21 protein-coding genes are annotated in these 22,398 nt (G+C 71.4%); 6 read left to right on the top strand and 15 right to left on the bottom strand.

What is annotated here, in order from left to right:
• The first annotated feature begins 21 nt into the window (after positions 1–21).
• Complete coding sequence (locus MRBLWH10_RS11190; protein WP_223586868.1) at positions 22–531, top strand: phosphoribosyltransferase; 510 nt, start codon at positions 22–24, stop codon at positions 529–531.
• A 31-nt stretch (positions 532–562) separates the two neighbouring features.
• Here the strand turns inward: MRBLWH10_RS11190 and MRBLWH10_RS11185 are convergent, their stop codons facing one another.
• The 8 genes from MRBLWH10_RS11185 to MRBLWH10_RS11150 all read right to left on the bottom strand — a co-directional run bounded on the left by MRBLWH10_RS11185 (position 563) and on the right by MRBLWH10_RS11150 (position 7,511).
• A complete protein-coding gene (locus tag MRBLWH10_RS11185) occupies positions 563–2,086 on the bottom strand; it encodes an ATP-dependent DNA ligase (RefSeq protein WP_341939919.1) in 1,524 nt (507 codons plus the stop codon).
• Between the two features lie 181 nt (positions 2,087–2,267).
• The gene (locus MRBLWH10_RS11180; RefSeq protein WP_341939918.1) at positions 2,268–3,038 is read right to left on the bottom strand and encodes an enoyl-CoA hydratase-related protein; all 771 of its coding nucleotides are present in this window, start codon (positions 3,036–3,038) and stop codon (positions 2,268–2,270) included.
• Between the two features lie 13 nt (positions 3,039–3,051).
• Positions 3,052–4,215 (bottom strand): 1,2-phenylacetyl-CoA epoxidase subunit PaaE, encoded by a 1,164-nt coding sequence (gene paaE, locus MRBLWH10_RS11175; RefSeq protein WP_341939917.1) that lies wholly within the window; start codon positions 4,213–4,215, stop codon positions 3,052–3,054.
• The gene (paaD, locus tag MRBLWH10_RS11170) at positions 4,215–4,742 is read right to left on the bottom strand and encodes a 1,2-phenylacetyl-CoA epoxidase subunit PaaD (protein ID WP_341939916.1); all 528 of its coding nucleotides are present in this window, start codon (positions 4,740–4,742) and stop codon (positions 4,215–4,217) included. The genes paaE and paaD overlap by 1 nt, the downstream gene beginning before the upstream one ends.
• Positions 4,736–5,557 carry a 1,2-phenylacetyl-CoA epoxidase subunit PaaC gene (gene paaC / locus MRBLWH10_RS11165; protein WP_341939915.1) on the bottom strand — a complete coding sequence of 274 codons (822 nt, stop codon included), beginning with the start codon at positions 5,555–5,557 and terminating at the stop codon, positions 4,736–4,738. Before paaC ends, paaD begins: the two co-directional genes overlap by 7 nt.
• Entirely contained in the window at positions 5,554–5,859 is a 306-nt protein-coding gene (gene paaB / locus MRBLWH10_RS11160) for a 1,2-phenylacetyl-CoA epoxidase subunit PaaB (protein WP_105676660.1), read from the bottom strand. Before paaB ends, paaC begins: the two co-directional genes overlap by 4 nt.
• A complete protein-coding gene (gene paaA, locus MRBLWH10_RS11155) occupies positions 5,859–6,860 on the bottom strand; it encodes a 1,2-phenylacetyl-CoA epoxidase subunit PaaA (RefSeq protein ID WP_105676661.1) in 1,002 nt (333 codons plus the stop codon). Before paaA ends, paaB begins: the two co-directional genes overlap by 1 nt.
• Before the next feature lie 231 nt (positions 6,861–7,091).
• Entirely contained in the window at positions 7,092–7,511 is a 420-nt protein-coding gene (locus tag MRBLWH10_RS11150) for a pilus assembly protein CpaE (protein WP_341939914.1), read from the bottom strand.
• A 69-nt stretch (positions 7,512–7,580) separates the two neighbouring features.
• On the opposite strand from MRBLWH10_RS11150, the gene MRBLWH10_RS11145 reads away from it, so the two are divergent.
• Complete coding sequence (locus MRBLWH10_RS11145) at positions 7,581–9,689, top strand: RecQ family ATP-dependent DNA helicase (RefSeq protein WP_341939913.1); 2,109 nt, start codon at positions 7,581–7,583, stop codon at positions 9,687–9,689.
• Positions 9,690–9,720: 31 nt separating this feature from the next.
• On the opposite strand, the gene paaK is transcribed toward MRBLWH10_RS11145, so the two are convergent.
• The 6 genes from paaK to MRBLWH10_RS11115 all read right to left on the bottom strand — a co-directional run bounded on the left by paaK (position 9,721) and on the right by MRBLWH10_RS11115 (position 16,632).
• Entirely contained in the window at positions 9,721–11,016 is a 1,296-nt protein-coding gene (gene paaK, locus MRBLWH10_RS11140; RefSeq protein WP_341939912.1) for a phenylacetate--CoA ligase PaaK, read from the bottom strand.
• A 262-nt stretch (positions 11,017–11,278) separates the two neighbouring features.
• Complete coding sequence (gene paaI / locus MRBLWH10_RS11135) at positions 11,279–11,662, bottom strand: hydroxyphenylacetyl-CoA thioesterase PaaI (RefSeq protein ID WP_341939911.1); 384 nt, start codon at positions 11,660–11,662, stop codon at positions 11,279–11,281.
• Positions 11,663–11,667: 5 nt separating this feature from the next.
• The gene (paaZ, locus tag MRBLWH10_RS11130) at positions 11,668–13,725 is read right to left on the bottom strand and encodes a phenylacetic acid degradation bifunctional protein PaaZ (RefSeq protein WP_341939910.1); all 2,058 of its coding nucleotides are present in this window, start codon (positions 13,723–13,725) and stop codon (positions 11,668–11,670) included.
• Entirely contained in the window at positions 13,722–14,687 is a 966-nt protein-coding gene (locus tag MRBLWH10_RS11125) for a 3-hydroxyacyl-CoA dehydrogenase family protein (RefSeq protein ID WP_341939909.1), read from the bottom strand. The genes paaZ and MRBLWH10_RS11125 overlap by 4 nt, the downstream gene beginning before the upstream one ends.
• The gene (locus tag MRBLWH10_RS11120; protein WP_341939908.1) at positions 14,684–15,448 is read right to left on the bottom strand and encodes an enoyl-CoA hydratase/isomerase family protein; all 765 of its coding nucleotides are present in this window, start codon (positions 15,446–15,448) and stop codon (positions 14,684–14,686) included. The genes MRBLWH10_RS11125 and MRBLWH10_RS11120 overlap by 4 nt, the downstream gene beginning before the upstream one ends.
• Positions 15,445–16,632 (bottom strand): acetyl-CoA C-acyltransferase, encoded by a 1,188-nt coding sequence (locus MRBLWH10_RS11115; RefSeq protein ID WP_341939907.1) that lies wholly within the window; start codon positions 16,630–16,632, stop codon positions 15,445–15,447. Before MRBLWH10_RS11115 ends, MRBLWH10_RS11120 begins: the two co-directional genes overlap by 4 nt.
• A 109-nt stretch (positions 16,633–16,741) precedes the next feature.
• On the opposite strand from MRBLWH10_RS11115, the gene MRBLWH10_RS11110 reads away from it, so the two are divergent.
• Positions 16,742–17,353, top strand: a complete 612-nt coding sequence (locus tag MRBLWH10_RS11110; RefSeq protein ID WP_105676674.1) for a TetR/AcrR family transcriptional regulator — start codon at positions 16,742–16,744, stop codon at positions 17,351–17,353.
• Positions 17,354–17,398: 45 nt separating this feature from the next.
• Here the strand turns inward: MRBLWH10_RS11110 and MRBLWH10_RS11105 are convergent, their stop codons facing one another.
• The gene (locus MRBLWH10_RS11105) at positions 17,399–18,166 is read right to left on the bottom strand and encodes an IclR family transcriptional regulator (RefSeq protein ID WP_341939906.1); all 768 of its coding nucleotides are present in this window, start codon (positions 18,164–18,166) and stop codon (positions 17,399–17,401) included.
• Positions 18,167–18,315: 149 nt separating this feature from the next.
• Between MRBLWH10_RS11105 and dhaK the strand changes: the two genes are divergently transcribed.
• Genes dhaK through ptsP form a run of 3 tightly spaced genes read left to right on the top strand, consistent with a single transcriptional unit; the run spans position 18,316 to position 22,396 of the window.
• Positions 18,316–19,308, top strand: a complete 993-nt coding sequence (gene dhaK / locus MRBLWH10_RS11100) for a dihydroxyacetone kinase subunit DhaK (RefSeq protein ID WP_341939905.1) — start codon at positions 18,316–18,318, stop codon at positions 19,306–19,308.
• Positions 19,308–19,949: a dihydroxyacetone kinase subunit DhaL gene (gene dhaL, locus MRBLWH10_RS11095; RefSeq protein WP_341939904.1), complete on the top strand. Its 642-nt coding sequence runs from the start codon at positions 19,308–19,310 to the stop codon at positions 19,947–19,949. Before dhaK ends, dhaL begins: the two co-directional genes overlap by 1 nt.
• Complete coding sequence (gene ptsP, locus MRBLWH10_RS11090; RefSeq protein ID WP_341939903.1) at positions 19,949–22,396, top strand: phosphoenolpyruvate--protein phosphotransferase; 2,448 nt, start codon at positions 19,949–19,951, stop codon at positions 22,394–22,396. The genes dhaL and ptsP overlap by 1 nt, the downstream gene beginning before the upstream one ends.
• The last annotated feature ends 2 nt before the right edge of the window (positions 22,397–22,398 follow it).

Raw genomic sequence — 22,398 nt, 5'->3', positions numbered from 1 at the left:
TGCATGAGCGAGAATGTACCGGTGACTGATGCATCGAACGAGCGCGAGACGCTCACCTGGGACGGCTTCGGATCCGCGACGCGCGACCTCGCGCGCAAGATCCTCGACAGCGGCTTCGAGCCGGAGGTCGTCGTGGCGATCGCTCGGGGCGGGCTGCTCCCGGCCGGCGCGATCGCGTACGGGCTCGGCGCGAAGAACTGCGGCGCGATCAACGTCGAGTTCTACACGGGCATCGGCACGGTGCTCGACGCTCCGGAGGTGCTGCCCCCAGAGCTCGACATGGCCTACCTCGACGGACGTCGCGTGCTCCTCGTCGACGACGTCGCCGACTCCGGGCGCACCCTCGCGCTCGCCGTCGAGCTGCTGAAGGAGAAGGGCGCCGACGTGCGCTCCGTCACCATCTACACGAAGCCGTCGACGATCATCCAGCCCGACTACGCCTGGAAGGACACCGATCTCTGGATCAACTTCCCGTGGTCGTTCCAGGGCACGGTGCGCGAAGAGGACCTGGGGCTCGCTCCCTCCGCCTGACGTGGGACGTCGCGCGCGGACTGCGCGGGACTCACCCGCGGAGCAGAGCGCGCAGGGTCTGGATCGTGTCGGCGCCCTCGGGGGTCTTGTCCGGTCGGTAGCCCTTGACGCGCGCGAAGCGCAGGGCGAGGCCGCCCGGATACCGCGGTGAGCGCTGCACGCCGTCGATCGCGATCTCGATGACCAGCTCGGGGCGCAGGAAGACAGCGGATGCCGTGCGCCTCTCCTCGTGCTGCGGGAAGGTCTCCGTCTGCCAGCGGAGCAGCTCGTCGGTGAGCCCTTTGAAGGTCTTGCCGACCATCACGAAGCCCCCTGGCTCGACGAACTCCCCGTCGGGATCGCGTGCGCCGAGGTGCAGGTTCGACAGCCAGCCGCGGCGGCGCCCCGACCCCCATTCGGCGGCGAGCACCACGAGGTCGTACGTGAGCACCGGCTTGACCTTGACCCAGGACTTCCCGCGCCGACCGGCGGCGTAGGGCGAGTCGATGCTCTTGACCACGACGCCCTCGTGACCGGCGGCGAGAGCATCGCGGGAGAGCCGCTCCGCGGCGTCGGCGTCGCCCGTGACGACGCCGGGCATCCGCCAGCGTTCGGCGACCCGATCGAGTTCGGCCAGCCGCACCGAGAGCGGCTCATCGATGAGGTCGCGTCCGTCGACGTGGAGCAGGTCGAAGAACCAGGGCCGCAGCGCGAGGTCGCGCGAGGCCTCGGCGCCGAACCGCGACATGGTCTCCTGGAACGGGCGCGGGCCTCCGTCTTCATCGAGCGCGAGGGTCTCGCCGTCGAGGATGAGGTCGTTCGCCGGGAGGCCGCGCACGATCTCCACGATCTCGGGCACGCGGTGAGTGATGTCGGCGAGACTGCGCGTGAACACGCCGACCTCGTCTCCGTGCCGATGCACTTGGATGCGCGCGCCGTCGAGCTTGTACTCGACCGACGACTCTCCCGTCAGCTCCAGCGCCGCCGTCGGCGTCGCGGCGGTCGAGGCCAGCATCGGCAGCACGGGGCGGCCCACGACGAGACCGACGTCGTCGAGCTCGTCGGGGGTGCCGGTGAGGGCGATCACCGCGGTGACGCCGAGGTCGCCCGACAGCATCGCCGCTCGGCGGACGGCGGAGGGAGGGCGGTCGGATGCCCGCGCGATCGCGTCGAGCAGGACGCCCGCGAGCGCGCCGGTGCGCAGCTCGCCGAGCATGGAGCGGGCGAGGAAGTCCCACTCCGCCGCGGTCGCGCGAGAGGCGAGCTCGACGAGGAGCGCGTGCCTGGCCGACACGGATCCGGCTCCCGACGCGGCGGCGAGCCCGTCGAGGGCGGTGTCGACCTCGCCGATCGTCAGCGCCGCGGCATCCGCGTGCACGACGTCGAGGTCCATGAGGGTGCGCCACCCGACGCCGAGCCGCCCCTGCCGCGGAGCCGCGAGCAGCAGGCCGATCAGCGCCGGCACCTCGTCGGGGTCGGCCGGCGCGATGACCCGCGCCAGGGCATCGATCTTCGCCAGGCGCGACGCGGTCGCCCCGGCCTCGTCCGCCGCAGAGACGACCTCACCGAGCTTCATCCCCGAATCATCCCACCGGCATCCGACATCCGGCACGCGATCTGACGGCCCTCGGTCACCCTCTCCCCGTCTCGCACCGATCGGCGATGGATCAGAAACGCTCGGGGGACGACGTGCTCAGCGACGTCTCTGATCCATCACAGACGTGGGGCAGGACGGGAAGATCCAGGGAGCAGGCGAGTCAGCGGCCGCGGAACTCCGGCTTCCGCTTCTCCTGGAACGCCGCGAAGCCCTCGCGGTAGTCGTCGGTGTCGCAGAGCGCGGCCTGGGCGGCGTTCTCGATGCCCACCGCATCCCACAGCGCGAGGCGCTCGTCGCGGATCCGTGCGACGAGCCGCTTGCTCGCGAGGAACGCGGCCGTGGCTCCGCGGGCCGCAGCGGTCGCGGCATCCGTCGTCGCCTGCGCCGCCTCGTCGTCGGGGAGCACCCGGGAGAACAGGCCGGACTGCACCGCCTCCGTGCCGCTCATCAGACGCCCGGTGTAGATGAGGTCGAGCGTCTTGTGGGCGCCGAGACGGTCGAGGAAAAGCGCGTGGCCGCCCGAGTCGAGCGTGGCGCCGAGGGCAGCGAACGGCGAGCCGATCTTCGCGGACTCCGCCACGTACACGACGTCGGTGGCGATGAGGAGCCCGAGTCCCACACCGAGGCATGCTCCGTGGGCGGTGGCGAAGGTCGGCGCGGGGAACCGCGACATCCGCTGCAGCAGCGGGGTCACGAGGCCGTCGAGGTAGCCGATGACGTCGTCATCCCTCGGATCCACGCCGGAGATGTCGCGGCCGGCGCAGAACGCCCGGCCCTCGCCGCGGAGCACCAGGGCGCGCACACCTGCGGCCTCCGCCTCGTCGTAGGCCATGCCCAGGCCGTGCAGCGCCTGCTCGTCGAGCGCGTTGAGGCGCGACGGCGCGTTCAGCACGATGGTGGCGACGTCGTCGTGGATGCTCAGGTCGATCATCGGATGCTCCGCTTCACACGTCGTAGTCGACCACGACGCGGTCGCTCGTGGGGTGGGACTGGCAGGTGAGGACGTAGCCGCGTTCGAGCTCGTCCGGCTCCAGGGCGTAGTTCTCGGTCATGGTCACACTGCCCTCGATGACCCGCGCGCGGCACGTGCCGCAGACGCCGCCCGCACACGCGAACGGGGCGTCGGGGCGCACCCGGAGCGCGGCGTTCAGCACGGACTCGTGGGCGTCGACGGGGCTCTCGACGGTCGAAGAGACGCCGTCGAGGTTGACCTCGATGCGGAACGTCTTCTCGCCCTTGCGCACCTCGACCGGGCGCGCGGTGCGCAGCGGCTCGTCGCCCGTCGTGAACAGCTCGAAGCGGATGTGTTCGCGGGCCACCCCGACATCCGCGAGCACCTCGCGGCACAGGTCGACGAGAGACAGCGGGCCGCACAGGAACCACTCGTCCACATCGGTCGGATCGATGAGCACCCGCAGGATCGTCCGCAGCTTCTCCTCGTCGATGCGGCCGGAGAGCACCGGCGCCGTGCGCTGCTCGCGCGAGAGCACGTGGTGCAGCGTGAGCCGGGTGGGGTAGCGGTCCTTGAGGTCGGCCAGGTCCTCCAGGAACATCACGTCGAGCGTCGACCGGTTCGTGTAGAGCAGCGTGAAGCGCGAGGTCTCCGAGCGCGTGAGCACGGTGTGCGCGAGCGCCATGAGCGGCGTGATGCCGGAACCAGCGGCGATGCCGACGACATGGCGCTGGTCGAGGTCGTCGAGACCCGAGGTGAAGGTCCCCTGCGGGCTCATCACGTCGATGCGGAACCCCGGATGCAGCCCGGTCTGCGCCCAGGTCGAGAACAGCCCGCCCTCGTCGCGCTTGACGGCGACGCTGAGACGCGTGGGCTGCCCCGCGCCCCTGTGCTCCGGCGCGCGGCACAGCGAGTACGAGCGCCGCACCTCGACGCCGTCGAGGGTCGTCCTGAGCGCCACGTACTGGCCGGGCAGGTGGTCGTAGTCGTCGGCGAGCTCGGCGGGCACGGCGAACGTGACCTCGACCGCATCGTCGGTGAGGGGACGCACGTCCTCCACCGTGAGCGTGTGAAAGCGAGCGCGCGTGCGCTCGCCGGAGACGCCGCGCGAGGGGGCGGATGCCGGGGCGGTGCGAGCGGAGGCGAACAGCGACATCAGTGCACCTTGAAATGGTCGAAGGGCTCGAGGCACGCACGGCACTCGAACAGCGCCTTGCAGGAGGTCGAGCCGAAGCGGGAGACTTCACGCGTGTCCAGCGACCCGCATCGCGGGCAGCGGACGCTGAGTGCGAGCCGGATGGGGCCGGTCGACACGGCGGCGCGGCCGGAGGGCGGGGCGATGCCGTACTCCGTCAGCTTCCGCTTGCCGGCATCCGACATCCAGTCCGTGGTCCAGGCGGGGGAGAGCACGAGCCGCACGTCGACCTCCGCGTACCCCGCGACGGTGAGAGCGAGGATCACGTCGTCGCGGATCGCGTCCATCGCGGGGCAGCCGCTGTAGGTGGGCGTGATGTCGACGCGCACGGCGTCTCCGTCCACCTCGACCGCACGCAGCACGCCGAGGTCCTCGATGGTGAGCACCGGCACCTCCGGGTCGGCGACGGATGCCGCGACCCGCCACGCGTCGTGATCCCGGCCGTCGAGCGAGGGAGCCTGCGACCGGGCCTCGCCCGCGGTCACCATGTCGCCCCGGGGTGCCGGCGGGCGAGCACCTGCATCTCCGCGAGGAGGTGGCCGAGCGGGGTCGCGTGGGCTCCGTGCCGACCGCCGGCAGACGATGCGGCGACGGCGGGCGTCGACAGCTCCGCCTCGGCGAACACGGTGTCGATGACCCCGTCGACACCGGCGCGCAGCGACGACGGACGCACCGCGGCGTCTCCGAGGCGGTCGATCAGGGGGTCGTCGCGGAACAGCTCCTCGACGTAGGGCCAGACGTCGCCGAACGCGCGGACGATCCTGGTCCGCGACTCCTCCGTGCCGCCGGCCAGACGCAGCACCCACTGCACGGCGTGGTCGCGGTGGTAGTCGACCTCCTTGAGCGCCTTCTCGGCGATCGCGGCGAAGGTCTCGTCGGTGCTCCCGCGCAGCGCGGAGTACAGCTCGAACATGTAGGTCGCGACGATGAACTGCCTCGCGATGGTCTGTGCGAAGTCGCCGTTCGGCTGCTCCACGATCCAGGCGCAGCGGAACTCCGGCTCGTCGCGGAAGTAGGCCAGGTCGTCTTCGCTGCGGCCGTCGAAGGATCCGGCGTAGCGCAGCAGCGAGCGGGCGTGGCCGAGCAAGTCGAGGGCGATGTTGCCGAGGGCTACGTCCTCCTCCAGCTCGGGGGCGTTCGAGATCCAGGCGCCCAGCTGCTGCGAGAGGATTAGCGCGTCATCCCCGAGCCACAGGGCGTACTCGGCGATGTCGGCGGATGCCGCGATCGCCCCGGAGCCGGCGAGCTCGTCGCTCAGCCGGAGCTCGTCGACGGAGACGTCGCCGTGGATGTCGTCGCTCACAGGTGCGGCACCCCCTCGGACGCCGTGTAGTACACGGCGTGGCGGTAGTTCTTGCCGGCGGGGCTCTCGAAGTACGCGCCCTTCGCGTCCGGGTCGCTCGTCGTGATCGCCTCGGCGGGCACCGCCCAGATCGACACGCCCTCACCGCGGCGCGTGTAGAGGTCGCGGGCGTTGCGGATCGCCATGTCGGCATCCGGAGCATGCAGCGAGCCCACGTGCACGTGGCTGAGTCCGCGGTTCGCGCGCACGAAGATCTCCCAGAGGGGCCAGGGTTCGCGCTCGTCGGCGCCGGGGGTCGCCATCACGCCGCTCCCCGACCGGTCGTCGAGCGAGCCGCAGGCGAGCCGAAACGCTGCTTGCGGGCGTACTCGGCCGCGGCCTCGCGCACCCATGCGCCCTCCGCGTGCGCCGTGCGGCGCCGTTCGAGACGCTCGGCGTTGCAGGGGCCGTTGCCCCGGAGCACCTCGAAGAACTCGTCCCAGTCGATCTCGCCGATGTCGTACTGCCCGGTCTCGTCGTTCCAGCGCAGATCGGGGTCGGGCAGGGTGATGCCGAGGATCTCGGCCTGCGGCACGAGCATCCCCACGAAGCGCTGGCGCAGCTCGTCGTTGGAGAAGCGCTTGATCTTCCACTTCATCGACTGCGCGGAGTTGGGGGACTGGTCGTCGGGCGGTCCGAACATCGCCAGGCTCGGCCAGTACCAGCGGTTCACGGCATCCTGCGCCATCTGCCGCTGCTCCTCGGTGCCCTGCATGAGCGTCAGCAGGATCTCGAAGCCCTGCCGCTGGTGGAAGGACTCCTCCTTGCAGACGCGCACCATCGCGCGGCCGTACGGGCCGTAGGAGGCGCGGCACAGCGGCACCTGATTGCAGATCGCGGCGCCGTCGACGAGCCAGCCGATCGCGCCCATGTCGGCCCAGGTCGGGGTGGGGTAGTTGAAGATCGAGGAGTACTTGGCCCTGCCGCTGATGAGCTGGTCCATCATCTCGTCGCGGGTGATGCCGAGGGTCTGTGCGGCGGAGTAGAGGTAGAGTCCGTGGCCGGCCTCGTCCTGCACCTTCGCCATGAGGATCGCCTTGCGTTTGAGGCTCGGCGCGCGGGTGATCCAGTTGCCCTCCGGCTGCATGCCGATGATCTCGGAGTGCGCGTGCTGCGAGATCTGACGGATCAGCGTCTTGCGGTAGGCGTCGGGCATCCAGTCCCGGGGCTCGATGCGCTGCTCGTTCGCGATGAGCTCGTCGAACAGGCGCTCCTCGTCGGAGAGCTCCTCGTTCACGAGGGAGAGGTCTGCGGGGCTGGTCATCATCGACTCCTCAGGGTCCGGCCTTCTTTACTGACCGTTCGTTAGGTAATTCTGACACGGGGCGTCGTCGCGCGCAAGACAGAGCCCTCCGCCGTGCTCGGGGTCGGCACTCCAGAACTCCGGAGAAACCGGAGATGCGAGATCTGCCTCTTCTGTGCAGTGCGTGAGTCGAGCGGTATCCGGATGGCCGGCGCCGCCCGATCTCCGGAGTCCCGGAGCGGGAGGGGAGGGTCAGTGCGAGCGGGAGATCAGTTCCAGAAGCGCAAGGCCGTACGCCTCCGCAGGATCCGGATGCTCGAACGCCCGCGTCTCCCCGGCGATCTCGATCTCGACGAGGAAGGCGTCGCTGAGGCGGGTCAGCCGACGGAAGGTGCCGCGGAGGAGGTCGCGCAGCTGATCCTCTCGGGGCAGCCACACGGCGTCCGCGAGGGTCACGGCGTCGAGCGCCCACTCCGTCGTGCCGTTGAACGCGAGGTCGGTGCCGCTCGGGGTCTGACGCGCCTCGATCGTCATCTCGCTCACGGTGAAGATGTCGGCTTCCGCCTCGAGCTCCACCTCATCGGGCAGATCGAGCTGGAAGCGGTCTCCCTCGGCGGGGTGCCACACCAGCCCGGCCTCGCGCAGGGCGACGGCGAGCTCACGGGCGATCATGGGTCAACGGTAGAGCATCGACATCTGCGCGTCGCCGACGATGTCCGCGACGTGAGGCAGAGTGGGGACATGACCTCTCCGCTCTCCGGCGACACCCGCACCGCCGCCCTCTCCGCACTGCGCGAACTTGTCGGGAGGCCGGACGCCGGGTTCCACGACGGGCAGTACGAGGCCATCGAGGCACTGGTCGAACGTCGCCGTCGCGCGCTCGTCGTGCAGCGGACGGGGTGGGGCAAGTCGGCGGTGTACTTCGTGGCTACCCTGCTGCTGCGCCGGCAGGGAGCGGGGCCGACCGTGCTCGTCTCACCGCTGCTGGCGCTCATGCGCGATCAGATCGCGGCCGCCGAGCGGGCTGGGGTGCGCGCGGTCGCGATCAACTCCACGAACGCGCACGAGTGGTCCGACGTGCTCGCGCAGCTCGACCGCGACGAGGTCGACGTGCTGCTGGTGTCGCCGGAGCGGTTGAACAACCCGTCCTTCCGTGAGGAGCGGCTGCCCGCGCTTGTGCGCCGCATCGGCATGCTCGTGGTCGATGAGGCGCACTGCATCAGCGACTGGGGTCACGACTTCCGCCCCGACTACCGGCGCCTGCGCGACCTCATCGCGCAGATGCCCGCCGATGTCCCGGTGCTCGCGACCACGGCGACGGCGAACAGCCGCGTCGTCGCCGATGTGGCCGAGCAGCTCGGCACCGGCGAATCGGATGCCGAGGTGCTGACCATCCGCGGCGCCCTCGCACGCACGTCGCTGCGGCTGGGCGTGCTGCGGCTGCCCGATTCGGCCAGTCGTCTCGCCTGGCTGCTCAGCCACCTCGACGATCTGCCCGGCTCCGGCATCATCTACACGCTCACCGTCGCGGCCGCCGTCGACACCGCTCGGCTGCTGCGCGAGCGCGGTCACGAGGTGCGCGCCTACACGGGGCAGACCGACGCCGACGAGCGCGAGGAGTCGGAGGGCATGCTCAAGCGCAACGAGGTCAAGGCGCTCGTCGCCACGAGCGCTCTCGGGATGGGCTTCGACAAGCCCGACCTCGGGTTCGTGCTGCATCTCGGAGCCCCGTCCTCTCCCGTCGCGTACTACCAGCAGGTCGGTCGCGCCGGCCGTGCGAGCGAGAGCGCCGACGTGCTGCTGCTGCCCGGCGTCGAGGACCGCGACATCTGGCACTACTTCGCCACCGCGTCGATGCCCGACCGGGAGCGCGCCGAACGGGTGATCGCCGCCCTCGGCGACAGCCCGGTCTCGACCCCGGTGCTCGAGGCGATGGTCGACATCCGGCGCACACCTCTGGAGCTCCTGCTCAAGGTGCTCGACGTCGACGGTGCGGTGCGGCGGGTGCAGGGCGGATGGGTGGCCACGTGCGAGCCGTGGATCTACGACGCCGAACGGTACGAGCGGATCGCGGCGGAGCGTGTCGCCGAGCAGCGCAGCATGCTCGATTACGAGACGACGGCAGGCTGCCGCATGGAGTTCCTCCAGCGCGCGCTCGACGATGACACCGCGGTCCCGTGCGGACGCTGCGACAACTGCGCCGGGGCGTGGTTCCCCCGCGACATCGAGGAGCGGGCGACGGCCGCGGCATCCGAGTCCCTCGATCGGGTCGGCGTGCCGATCGAGCCACGACGAGCCTGGCCGACCGGCGCCGACCGGCTGGGCGTTCCCGTGAAGGGGCGCATCGCACCGGCCGAGCAGGCGGCCGAGGGGCGCGCGCTGGCGCGGCTCACCGATCTCGGCTGGGGAGGAGCGCTGCGAGACCTGTTCGGCGCGGGGGCCGCGGATGCTGTGGTCCCGCCGCAGCTCCTCGCCGGGTGCGTGCGCGTGCTCGCGGGGTGGGGATGGGAGCAGCGGCCGGTCGCCGTCGTCGCGATGCCGTCGCGCTCCCGCCCGCAGCTGGTGGACTCCCTCGCCCGCGGCATCGCGGAGATCGGCCGGCTGCCGTACCTCGGCGAGCTGGGGCTGGTCGGCGGAGGACCGACCGGTCAGCCCGGCGGCAACAGCGCCTTCCGCATCGCGGGGCTCTGGGAGCGGTTCAGCGCCGAGGGACTCGATGTGCCGGACGGGCCGGTGCTGCTCGTCGACGATCAGGCCGACAGCCGCTGGACCCTCACGATCGCCGCCCGCGTGCTCCGCCGGGCCGGTGCGACCGAGGTGCTGCCGTTCGTGCTGGCACTGCGGGGCTGATCGGCAGCACGGGGCGGATACGCAGGAGACCTCAGCGCAGGTCGTACACGCGCTTGTACTTGCCCTCGCTGCGGGGGAGCACCCCCGGCTCCTCGACCTGCACCTCGACGCTCGTGCCGATGTGCATCTTGATGCGGTGCCTGAGCACGGCGGCCGCGCCCTCGCACTCCTCGGCGCTCAGTGACGGATGCCGCTCGATCCGCACGGTCAGGGAGTCCATCCGCCCGGCGCGGTGCAGCTCGAGGATGAAGTGCGGGGTCAGGGTTTCGATGCCGAGCACGATCTCCTCGATCTGGGTGGGGAACAGGTTCACACCGCGCAGGATGATCATGTCGTCGTTGCGGCCCGTGATCTTCTCGATCCGACGCACGGCAGGGTAGGTCGTGCCGGGCAGCAGTCTCGTGAGGTCGCGCGTGCGGTATCGGATCACCGGGAACGCCTCTTTGGTGAGCGACGTGAACACGAGCTCTCCGAGCTCGCCATCCGGCACGGTGACTCCGGTGTCGCCGTCGATGGTCTCCGGGAGGAAGTGGTCCTCCCAGATGTGCGGACCGTCCTTCGTCAGTACGCTCTCGCTCGCGACGCCGGGGCCCATGACCTCGCTCAGACCGTAGATGTCCACGGCGTCGATGTTCAGGCGCCGCTCGATCTCCCGGCGCATCTCGTTCGTCCAGGGCTCCGCGCCCAGCACGGCGACCTTCAGCGAGGTCGCGGCAGGGTCGAGGCCGGCGGCTTCCAGAGCATCCGCGATCGTGAGCAGGTAGCTCGGCGTGCACAGGATCGCATCGGGCTCGAAGTCGGTGATCAGTTGCACCTGCCGCGCGGTCTGGCCTCCGGAGATCGGGATGACCGTGGCGCCGAGCCGTTCGATGCCGGCGTGCGCGCCGAGGCCGCCGGTGAACAGCCCGTAGCCGTACGCGTTGTGCACCTTCATGCCCGCGCGGATGCCCGCGGCGTGCAGTGACCGCGCGACCAGGTCGCTCCAACGCTCCAGGTCGCCCGCCGTGTAGCCCACGACGGTCGGTCGGCCGGTGGTGCCCGACGAGGCGTGGATGCGGCGCACATCGGCCATCGGCACGGCGAACATGCCGAACGGGTAGGTCTCGCGCAGATCGGCCTTGGTCGTGAACGGGAGCCTCTGGACGTCGGCGAGCTCGCGGATGTCGTCGGGATGAACACCGTGCTCGTCGAAGGTGCGTCGGTAGAGCGGCACGTTGTCGTACGCGTGGCGCACGGTCCACTGCAGGCGGTGCAGCTGCAGCTCGGCGAGCGCATCGCGCGAGTGCAGTTCGGTCTCGGTCCCGATCTCGGGAAGCTCTGAGGTCATGGTCGACTCCTTCGTCGCAGGGGCGGCATCTTCATTTCAGCGGGTGTCGGTCGGGCGTGATCTGCCGTACACGTGCGCGGCTCGTAGGCTCGCGGCAATCGGACGACCGTCGTCGCCCACATCGGTCTCAAGGCCGTCGCCGCTCCCCAGGTGATCCAGCACTGAACCGCTCGAACGCGCGGAAGAGCCGGGGTCGTGACGACCCCGGCCCTTCTCTGCGTCAGAGGCGCGCATGGCGGCGGCATCCGTGACGGCCCGCGCCTCAGCGCGCAGCCGACCGGTTCGTGGTGATCGAGCGTCCGCGGAACTCGGCGACGGCGTCGCCGATCTCGTCGGTGACCGTGACGTCGTACAGCCCGGTGCGGCCGCTGACCACGCGTCGCACGGCGGTCGCCGTGAGGGTCTGCCCCGCCCGTGTCGACTTCAGGAACGTGATGTCGGCTCCTGCGGCCACGGTCACCCGCTCGTCCTCGTTGCACGCGATCGCGAACGCCGTGTCCGCCAGAGCGAACACGAGTCCTCCGTGGGTGATCGCGAAGCCGTTCAGCATGTCCTCCCGCACGGGCATCGACACGATCGCGTGCCCCGGCTCGTCGAGTTCGACGACCATCCCGAGCATCGCCGAGGCGCTGTCACGCTGCATCATCGGCCTCATGACTTGCTCACCAGCGTCAGCACGTCGTAGGTGGCGACGAGTTCGTCGTTCTGGTTGCGGATCACGGCATCCCAGCGCACCTCTCCGTACTCATCGGTCTCGCGCGGCGTGATCTGCTTGGCCGTGAGCTCGACGCGGATCTCGTCTCCGGGCGAGACCGGGGTGAGGAAGCGCAGGTTCTCGAGTCCGTAGTTCGCGAGCACCGGCCCGGGCTCCGGGTCGACGAACAGCCCGGCCGCCCACGAGACGAGCAGGTAGCCGTGCGCCACGCGCCCGGGGAAGAACGGGTTGGCCGCAGCGGCCTCCTCGTCCATGTGCGCGTAGAAGGTGTCGCCGGTGAAGTGCGCGAAGGTCTCGATGTCGTCGAGGGTCACCTCGCGCGAGGCCGACACGATCTGGTCACCGATCCGCAGCTCGGCCAGCGACTTGCGGAACGGATGCCGTCCGCCGCTGTGCGCCGCGGCGCCGGCATGCCACACGCCGGTCAGCGCCGTCAGCATCTCGGGCGATCCCTGCACGGCCGTGCGCTGCATGTGGTGCAGCACGGCGCGGATGCCGCCGAGCTCCTCGCCGCCGCCGGCCCGGCCGGGACCGCCGTGCACGAGGTTCGGCAGCGGGGAGCCGTGGCCGGTGGAGGACCGGGCGTCGTCGCGGTCGAGCAGCAGCATGCGTCCGTTGAAGGGCGCGATGCGCGTGGCGAGCTCGACGGCCTGTGCGGGGTCGTGCGTCGCGATGCTGGTGACGAGCGAGCCGCCGCCGCGGGCGACGAGCGCCGCGGCCTCGGCGGTGGTGTCGTACGTGAGCAGCGAGGAGACGGGGCCGAACGCCTCGACGGAGTGCACGGCATCCGACTGCGCGTCGTCGAAGCGCAGCAGCACGGGCGAGACGAAGGCGCCGTCGGACGCGGGGCCGGTCGTGCCGTCGGCGAGGCGCACCTCGGGGGCGTCGGTCGATCCGACGACGACCCGGCCGCCCGCGTCCTGCAGGACCCGCACCTGGCGCCGCACCTCGTCGCGCTGAGCTGTCGAGGCGAGCGGACCCATGGTCACGCCCTCCGCGCGGGGGTCACCCAGCACGGTCTTCTCGATGATGCGCGCCTGCACGGCGGCGATCACGGCGTCCGCGGATGCGGCGGGCACGATCGCCCTGCGGATCGCGGTGCACTTCTGTCCGGCCTTGGTCGTCATCTCCGTCACGAGCTGGCGGACGTACGCGTCGAACTCGGGGGTGCCCTCCACCGCGTCGGTGCCGAGCACGGAGGCGTTGATCGAGTCGGTCTCGGCGGTGAACCGCACGCCGCCCGTCTGCACGGACGGGTGTGCCTTCAGGCTCTCCGCGGTGGAGGCGCTGCCGGTGAAGCCGACGAGGTCGCCGAGCCGCAGGTTCTCGAACAGCTCGGGCACGCTGCCGCTCACCAGCTGCAGCGATCCTTCGGGCAGCAGCCCCGACTCGACGAGGATCCGCACCATCGCCTCGGCCAGGTAGCCGGTCGGCGTCGCGGGCTTGACGAGCGTCGGCATGCCCGCGAGGAACGCGGGGGCGAACTTCTCCAGAGACCCCCACACCGGGAAGTTGAAGGCGTTGATCTGCACCGCCACACCGGGGAGGGTCGTGTAGACGTGGCGGCCGAGGAACGATCCGTCCTTGGAGAGCGGCTCCACGGGCCCGTCGACGTGCACGGTGCCGTTCGGCAGCTCGCGCCGGCCCTTGCCCGAGTAGGAGAAGAGCACGCCGATCCCGCCGTCGATGTCCACCCAGGAGTCGACCTTCGTGGCGCCTGTGCGCGAGGACAGCGCGTACAGCTCGTCCTTGCGCGCGGTGAGGGCGAGCGCGAACTGCTTGAGCAGCACCGCCCGCTGGTGGAAGGTGAGCGCGGCGAGGTTCCGCTGCCCGGTGGTCCTGGCGAACTCGAGCGCACCGGCGAGGTCGAGTCCCTCGGTGGACACCCGGGTGATCAGCTCGCCGGTGGAGGCGTCGCGGACGTCCGTCGCCCGGGCGGGTGAGGAGGGCGTCCACCACTCGCCGTTGACGTAGCTCGACAGGTACTCGGTCATCTCTCCTCATTCCATTCGTAGAAACCGCGGCCGGACTTGCGGCCCAGCCTCCCCTCGGCGACCATGCGCCGCAGCAGCTCCGGTGGGGCGAAGCGCTCGCCGAAGGCGCGCTCCAGCTCCTCCGCGATCCCGAGGCGGACATCGAGGCCCACGATGTCCGTGGTGCGCAGCGGGCCGGTGGGATGCCGGTACCCGAGGGTCATCGCGGCGTCGATGTCGGCGGCCGATGCGACGCCCTCCTCCAGCATCCGGATCGCTTCGAGGCCGAGCATGACGCCCAGGCGCGAAGACGCGAAGCCGGGGGAGTCGCGCACGACGATCGGCGTCTTGCCGAGGGCCGCGACCCAGTCGCGGGCGCTCTCGGTGACATCGGGCGCGGTCGCCGTGCCGTGCACGATCTCGACCAGCGCGGAGGCGGGGACGGGATTGAAGAAGTGCAGGCCCAGGACGCGCTCCGGGCGCAGGCGCGTGGCGGCGAGGTCGTCGATCGAGATCGACGACGTGTTGCTCGCCAGCGTCGCGTGCGCGGGCATGGCGGCCTCCGCGCGGGCGAGCGACTGCTCCTTGAGGTCGCGGTCCTCCGGCACCGCCTCGATCACGAGGTCGCATTCGCCGAAGGCCGAGATGTCCGTGCCGGTCGTGAGGCGCGAGCGCAGCGCGGTCCCGTCGAGAGAGGCGTCGCGTTCGGCCGAGCGGCGGATGCTGTCGTCGATGCGGTCGGCCGCGGCATCCGCGCTGGCGTCGTCGCGCTCGACCACGGTCACGTGCGACCCCGCCAGCAGGAACGCGTGCGCGATGCCGGCGCCCATGCGACCGCCGCCCAGGACGCCGACGCGTGCCGGTGGGCGTTTCGTCTCGCTGCGCTCGCTCAACGACCGGGGGAGGTGTTCCGCGGTTGCATGGGGGCGTTTCGTCTCGCTGCGCTCGCTCAACGACCGGGGGGTGGGAGCGGGGTCGCTCATCGCTTCTTCCTCGCTTCGTCTCGCTGCGCTCGCTCAGTGCGGCGCTCCAGGAACGCGGTCATCCTGCGGTGCTTCTCGGGGGACTCGAACAGCTCGGCCTGCAGCTCGAGCTCCATGGCCGGATGCTGGGCCCTCGGCGTGCGCAGGGCGCGCTTGGTGTGCCGCGTCGCGAGGGGGTCGTTCGCGGCGATCCGATCTGCGATCGCGTGGGCGGCGGGCAGGAGGTCGTCCGCGGCGTGCACAGCGGAGATCAGCCCCCAGGCCAGCGCCTCCTCGGCATCCAGCACCCGACCGGTGAGGAGGAGCTCGCTCGCCCTCGCCTCCCCGACGATCTCGGGCAGTCGCCAGGTGGCGCCCGCCGCGGCGATGATGCCGAGCCCGGTCTCGGGGTTGCCGATCTTCAGGGCGGGGGTGGCGATGCGGATGTCCGCCGCATAGGCGAGCTCGGCGCCACCGCCGAGCGCATAGCCGTCGATCGCCGCGATCACGGGCATCGGGAGTTCGCGGATGCGGATGAACGCGGTCGCGTTGATGCCCTTCCGCGCGTCCTCGGCCGTGCGCTCCCGCAGCTGGGCGATGTCGGCCCCCGCCGCGAAGGTTCCTCCGGAGCCGGTGAGGATCAGTGTGCGCGGCGCGGCTTCGAGCCCTGCGCACAGCTCGTGCAGGGCGTCGATCGTCTCCTGATCGATCGCGTTCCGCTTCTCCGGGCGGTCCAGGGTCGCGATCACGCGGTCGGCGCGCTCCTCGATGCGCAGCGTCATGACACGAGCTCCACGATCATCGCCGTGCCCTGGCCGACGCCGACGCACATCGTGGCGAGGCCGTAACGTGCGCCCTCGCGCTCCATGCGTCCGAGCAGCGTGACGATCAGCCGCGATCCGCTGGAGCCGAGCGGGTGGCCGAGGGCGATCGCACCGCCGTCGGCGTTCACGATCGCGGGGTCGAGTCCGAGGCGGCGGATGCAGGCCAGCGACTGCGAGGCGAACGCCTCGTTCAGCTCGACCGCGCCGATGTCCGCGATGGTCAGCCCGGCCTTGTGCAGCGCCTTCTCGGTCGCCGGAACCGGGCCGAGCCCCATGATCTCGGGCGCGAGGGCCGCCGTGGCCGAGGCGACGATGCGCGCGCGGGGGCGCAGGCCGTGCGCGGCGACGGCCTGCGCGCTCGCGACGAGGATCGCCGAGGCCCCGTCGTTGAGGGAACTGGAGTTGCCGGCCGTGACGACCGCGCCGCCGGCGACGACGGGACGGAGCCCCGCGAGCACGTCGAGCGCGGTGTCGCGGCGGGGTCCCTCGTCGGTGTCGACGAGCCCGCGGGCCGTCTCAACCCCCACGATCTCGGGGACGAAGCGCCCCGCGTCGATCGCAGCCAGAGCGCGCTGATGGCTCAGGAGCGCGAACGCGTCGGCATCCGCCCTCGAGATCCCGTCGACGCGCGCCACCTCCTCTGCGGTCTCCGGCATCGAGAAGGTCGCCTTGTCACGTGCGCTCAGCCGAGGGTTCGTGAATCGCCAGCCGATCGACGTGTCGAAGGCGGCTCCCGGCTTGCTCCATGCCCGCTCCGGCTTCGCCTGCACCCAGGGCGCCCTGGTCATGGATTCGACGCCGCCGGCGACGATGAGGTCGGCGTCGTCCGCGCGCACGGCGTTCGCCGCGAGGGCGATGGCCGACATCCCCGACGCGCACAGCCGGTTCACGGTCAGCCCGGGGACCGAATCGGGAAGGCCGGCGAGCAGCACGGCCATGCGGGCCACGTTGCGGTTGTCCTCGCCCGCCTGATTCGCCGCGCCCAGGATCACCTCGTCGATCGCATCGACCGGCGCCGTCGACCTGCTCACCGCGTCGCCGACGACGAGGGCGGCGAGGTCGTCCGGGCGGACGCTGGAGAGCGCGCCGCCGTAGCGGCCGACCGGGGTGCGCGCACCGCCGACGAGGTAGGCCTCGGACATCGTCATCCTCCTGTCTGCCGCCACTGGCAGATAATTTCAGACCGATCGGTCAGGAATACATTCTCAGATGAACCGGCGGTTGGCAACTCCGAGATGACAGACTGGTCGCATGCCCCGCACCGATCCCGCAGATCCGACGCCGAAGCGGGGCAGGCCGGGCTACGACCGCGAGCAGGTGCTCGCCGTCGCGGTGAAGGTGTTCAACGACCACGGCTACGACGCGACCAGCGTCGCCGACCTCACCGCCGCGCTCGGGCTGACGAAGTCGGCGCTCTACCACCACTTCGACTCCAAGTCCGCGATCCTCGAACTCGCGCTGAACGACGCGCTCGACGGACTGGAGCAGGTCGTGGACGACGCCGTGGCGCAGCATCCGCTCGCCGCCGACCGTCTGCGCTCGATCGTCCGAGGAGCCGTTCGCGTGCTCACCGAGAAGCTCCCCTCCGTGACCCTGCTGCTGCGGGTGCGGGGCAACAGCGAGGTCGAGACGACGGCGCTGCGGCGCCGGCGCGACTTCGACCAGCGGGTCACGGCGATCGTCGCCGAGGCGCAGCGCGAGGGGCTGATCCGCGATGACGTCGATGCGGCGGTCGCGACCAGGCTCATCTTCGGCATGATCAACTCGGTCGTCGAGTGGTACCGACCAGGCGGCCCCGTAGACCCCGAAGAGCTCGGCGAGGACATCCTGCGCGTGAGTCTGGACGGGCTCCAGTCGCGCTGACCTCGGGTCGTCGGCCGGGATCAGGTGCGGCGATGCGGCGCCGGATCAGTCCTCGGCCGGCGCGACTCGCGGGGGCCACGTCGTCGAGCCGAGCTCGCGGGAGATGTTGCGGGCCGTCTCCCGCAGGGCCGCGAGCACCGCGTCGGATGCCGGGGCCTGCGCGGTCGGCATCACGACCGCGAGCGCCGCGACGATGTCGCCCCGCGCGTCGGCCACGGGCGCGGCGATCGACGTCTCGCCGAGCACGGCCTCGTCGGTCTCCGAGGCGCTTCCCCGTTCGACGATCGCCGGCAGCTCGAGCGTGAGCCTCGCGACGTCGGTCACGGTGTCGCCGGTCAGACTGCGCAGCGGCTGCGCGAACACGTCGCGCTGGAACCCCTGATCGTAGGCGAGCAGCACCTTGCCCATCGCGGACGCGTGCGCCGGGATCGCGACCCCGGTCTCGAGCATCTGCTGGCTGTCGTCCGGGCGCAGGTTGTGGTGGATCACCAGCACGTCGGTGAAGTGCGGAGCGCCGAGCCGCACGGACAGGCCGGTGCGGCGGGCGAGATCCTGCGTCCAGCGCATCGCGCGGGCGCGGACGTCGAGGGTGTCGAGGTAGACGTTGCTCAGCCGCAGCAGCGTGGGACCGAGCATGTAGCGCTGCCCGCCGCGCTCCTTGGCGACGAGGCCGTGCTCCCTGAGCGACTTGACGATGCCGTGCACCGTCGACGGGGGGAGGTCCAGCGCGAGGGCGAGGTCGGTGATGCCCAGATGTCGGGCGCCCTGCAGCAGCTCGAGCACCTTCGCGGCGCGGTCGATGGCCTGGATCATGCGGCCCTCCCTCTCAGACGATTCTTCCTCGAATCGGCGACTCGACGGGGTCTTGACATCCCGTCCGACTCCGAGCATATTCGACATTAACGAATTCCTTTCGGATTTCGACGACTTTCAGCCAGGCAGTGATCAAGGGAGATCGGACGATGAAGAAGCTCATCAACAACCCTGCGGACGTGCTCATCGAGTCGCTCCGGGGAGTCGCCGCGGCGCACCCCGAGCTGTCGGTGGACCTCGACACCAGCGTCATCACGCGCGCGACGCCCAAGGCGCAGGGCAAGGTCGCCGTGGTGTCCGGTGGAGGCTCAGGACACGAGCCGCTGCACGGCGGATTCGTCGGCATCGGGATGCTCGACGCCGCCGTGGCCGGTGAGGTCTTCACCTCGCCGACCCCCGACCGGGTGCAGGCCGCCACGAAGGCCGTCGACCGCGGCGCCGGGGTGCTGCACATCGTCAAGAACTACACCGGAGACGTGCTGAACTTCGAGATGGCCGCCGAGCTCGCCGAGATGGAGGGCATCGAGGTCGGCACGGTCGTCGTCGACGACGACGTCGCCGTGCAGGACTCGCTGTACACCGCCGGTCGACGCGGCGTCGGTCTCACCGTGCTGCTCGAGAAGATCGTCGGCGCCGCCGCGGAGGAGGGGCAGGACCTCGCCTCCGTCGTCGCACTCGCCCAGCGCGTCAACGCCCAGGGCCGGTCGATGGGCATGGCGCTCACGAGCTGCACGGTGCCGGCCGCAGGCAAGCCCACCTTCGATCTCCCCGAGGACCAGATGGAGATCGGCATCGGCATCCACGGCGAACCCGGTCGCCACCGCAAGCCCCTCGCCCCGGCATCCGACATCGCCCGGCAGCTGGTGGAGCCGATCCTCGCCGACCTCGATTTCACGGGACCCGTGATCGTGATGCTCAACGGCATGGGCGCCACCCCGCAGATCGAGCTGTACCTGATGTACGCCGAGGTGGCTGCTCTGCTGGAGAAGGCCGGCGTGCAGATCGTGCGCAACCTCGTCGGCAACTACATCACCTCGCTCGACATGGCCGGATGCTCGGTCACCGTGCTCAAGGCCGACGACGAGATCCTGCGGCTGTGGGATGCGCCGGTCGTGACCCCCGGTCTGCGGTGGGGCGCCTGATGGGGAACGTGGGAGTCGCGGCGCTGCAGGACTGGATCGCACGATTCAGCGCGGCTGTCGCCGAGAAGAAGGACTGGCTCACCGAGCTCGACTCGGCCATCGGCGACGCCGATCACGGAGCGAACATGTCGCGGGGCATGGGCGCCGTCGTCGAGAAGCTGAGCGGAGGCGCGCCGGTCACGGCGGATGAGCTGCTCAAGACGGTGGGGATGACCCTGGTCAGTTCGGTGGGCGGCGCCAGCGGCCCCCTCTACGGCACGTTCTTCCTGCGCATGGGGATGAGCGCGGGGGCGGTCGACGCCCTCGACGGCGCGTCGCTCGCCGGCGCTCTGCGCGCAGGTCTCGACGGCATCGTCGCCCGGGGCAAGCCCGAAGCGGGGGACAAGACCATGTTCGACGCGATGTCTCCGGCCGTCGGCGCATTCGACGGGGCCCTCGCGGGCGGCGCCTCCGTGAGCGAGGCGGCCCACGCGGCCGCGGTCGCGGCGGCGACGGGTCGGGATGCGACGCTCCCGCTCGTGGCGCGCAAGGGCCGCGCCAGCTACCTCGGGGAGCGCAGCGCGGGTCACCTCGACCCCGGCGCCGCGTCGACCGCTCTGCTGTTCGAGACGCTGGACGCCGCGATCGCGGCCGCCTCCTGATGATCGGCATCGTCGCCGTCTCCCACAGCGCTCGGCTCGGGGAGGCGGCGCTCGAACTCGCCCTCCAGATGGTGCAGGGCGGTGGCGTGCAGGTGCGCGTCGCGGCAGGAGCGGGAACGGATGCCGAGGGCACGCCGATCCTCGGAACAGACGCGACCGCGGTGGCCGCGGCCATCGACGAGCTCGCCCCCGACTGCGACGGCGTGCTCGTGCTGATGGATCTGGGGTCTGCGGTGATGAGCGCCGAGCTCGCCCTGGAGTTCCGGACCAGCGAGGTTCCCGTGCGGCTCGTTCCCGCGCCGTTCGTCGAGGGACTCCTCGCCGCCGTCGTATCGGCGGCGACCGGGGCGTCGCTGGACGTCGTCGCCGACGAGGCCTCCGCTGCTCTGGGGGCGAAGACCGGGCAGCTGGGAGAGCACACGACCGAGCCCGAGCGGGAACCCGCGGACGAGCGCGGAGAGGCGCAGGGGGAGCGGATCACTCGCACCGTGCGGGTGCGCAATCCGCTCGGCATCCACGCACGCCCCGCCGCGCTCATCGCCAAGGCATCGACGGGAGCCGAGGTGCGGCTGCGCCTCCTGCCCGACGGGCCGGAGGCGGCCGCGGCCAGCCTGTCGCGCCTGCTGATCCTCGGCGCACGTCAGGGCGATGAGATCGAGCTCTCGGCGTCAGGAGACGCCGCCGAGGAGGCGCTCACGCGTCTCGCCGCCCTCTTCCACGACGGTTTCGGCGAGGGCGTCGAGGCGGCGGCGCCTGCTTCCGCTCCCGTCGAGGCGCCCCCTGCGACCGTCGCGGCCGGCGCGGTGCTGCGGGGCCGTGGCGTGAGCGCGGGGGCCGCCGCTGCGGTCGTCGTGCGTCTCGCGCCGCCGCTGCCGGAGCCCGAGGCCGACATCGTGATCGACGAGGCCGACCGCGATGCGGAGGTCTCCGCGATCGAGTGGGCAGCGGTCGCGGTCGCCGACGAACTGCGCAGCCGCACGGCGGAGGCGTCAGGCGAGGCTCGCGACATCCTCGACGCCTCTCGGCTGCTGGCCTCCGACCCCGAGCTCGTCTCCGAGGCGTCCGCGCTCGTGCGGACGAAGGGACGTACCGCCGCGCGCGCCGTCTGGGAGACCGCATCCGCGCACGAGAAGGGACTGGCCGCTCTCGGCGGACGGATGGCCGAGCGGGCCGCCGACATCCGCGACGTCCGCGACCGGATCATCGCCGAGATCCTCGAGGTGGAGATGCCGGGGGTGCCCCAGCGGGACGAGCCGTTCGTGCTCGTGGCGACCGATCTCGCCCCCGCAGACACCGCAGCGCTGGACGGAGGGCGCTGCGTCGCCCTGGTCACGGAGCAGGGCGGACCGACCTCGCACACGGCGATCATCGCTCGCTCCCTCGGGCTGCCGGCCGTCGTGGGCGTCGCGGGGGCGACGGGGATCGCCTCGGGCGCGACCGTCCTGGTCGACGGGGACCGAGGCATCGTCGAGGTGGAGCCGTCACCCGCCAGGATCGACGCGGCGGTCGCCGCCGCCGTCATCGTGCCGTTCGACGGCGCGGGCAGGCTGGCGGACGGCCACGAGGTGCCGCTGCTCGCCAACGTCGGCGGAGCGGCGGATGCCGTGGCCGCCGCAGCGGCCGGCGCGGAGGGCATCGGGCTCTTCCGCACCGAGTTCTGCTTCCTGGACCGCACGGAGGCTCCGTCGGTCGAGGAGCAGATCGAGGCCTATCGCAGCGTCCTCGCAGCGTTCCCCGGACGCAAGGTCGTGGTGCGCACGCTCGATGCGGGCAGCGACAAGCCGCTGCCGTTCGCGAACGCCGACGACGAGGAGAACCCCGCGCTCGGTGTGCGCGGGCTCCGCATCGCCCGTCGTTCGCCGGCTCTGCTCGAGGATCAGCTGCGCGCCCTCGCCGCCGCGGCCGCCTCGGAAGACGCGCTGGTCGAGGTCATGGCGCCCATGGTGGCCACGGTCGAGGAGGCGCGGGAGTTCGCCGAGCGGGCGCGTGCAGCGGGGCTCGCGCGCGTCGGCATCATGATCGAGACGCCGTCGGCCGCGCTGCTGGCCGCGGAGATGCTGGAGGTCGTCGACTTCGTCAGCATCGGCACGAACGACCTCGCCCAGTACACGCTCGCCGCCGACCGCCTCCTCAGCGATCTCGGCGACCTCAACGACCCGTGGCAGCCCGCGGTGCTCCGCCTGATCGGCACGGTCGGCGCCGCGGGGCGGGCGGCAGGCAAGCCCGTCGGCGTCTGCGGTGAAGCGGGGGGAGACCCTGCGCTCGCGCCGGTGCTCGTCGGACTCGGAGCGACGAGCCTGTCGATGACGCCTCGCGCCCTCGGACGGGTCGCGGCATCCCTCGCCGGTGTCACGGATGAGGAATGCCGCGCGGCTGCCGAGGCCGTGCTCGCGGCACGGACGGCGGAGGAGGCCAGAGCCGCGGCATCCGAGGCGCTCCGGTCCTGACG

Origin of the sequence: Microbacterium sp. LWH10-1.2, from assembly GCF_038397765.1 — a bacterium.
GTDB classification, from domain to species: Bacteria; Actinomycetota; Actinomycetes; order Actinomycetales; family Microbacteriaceae; genus Microbacterium; species Microbacterium natoriense.
This window is presented reverse-complemented; position numbering and strand designations above follow the sequence as displayed.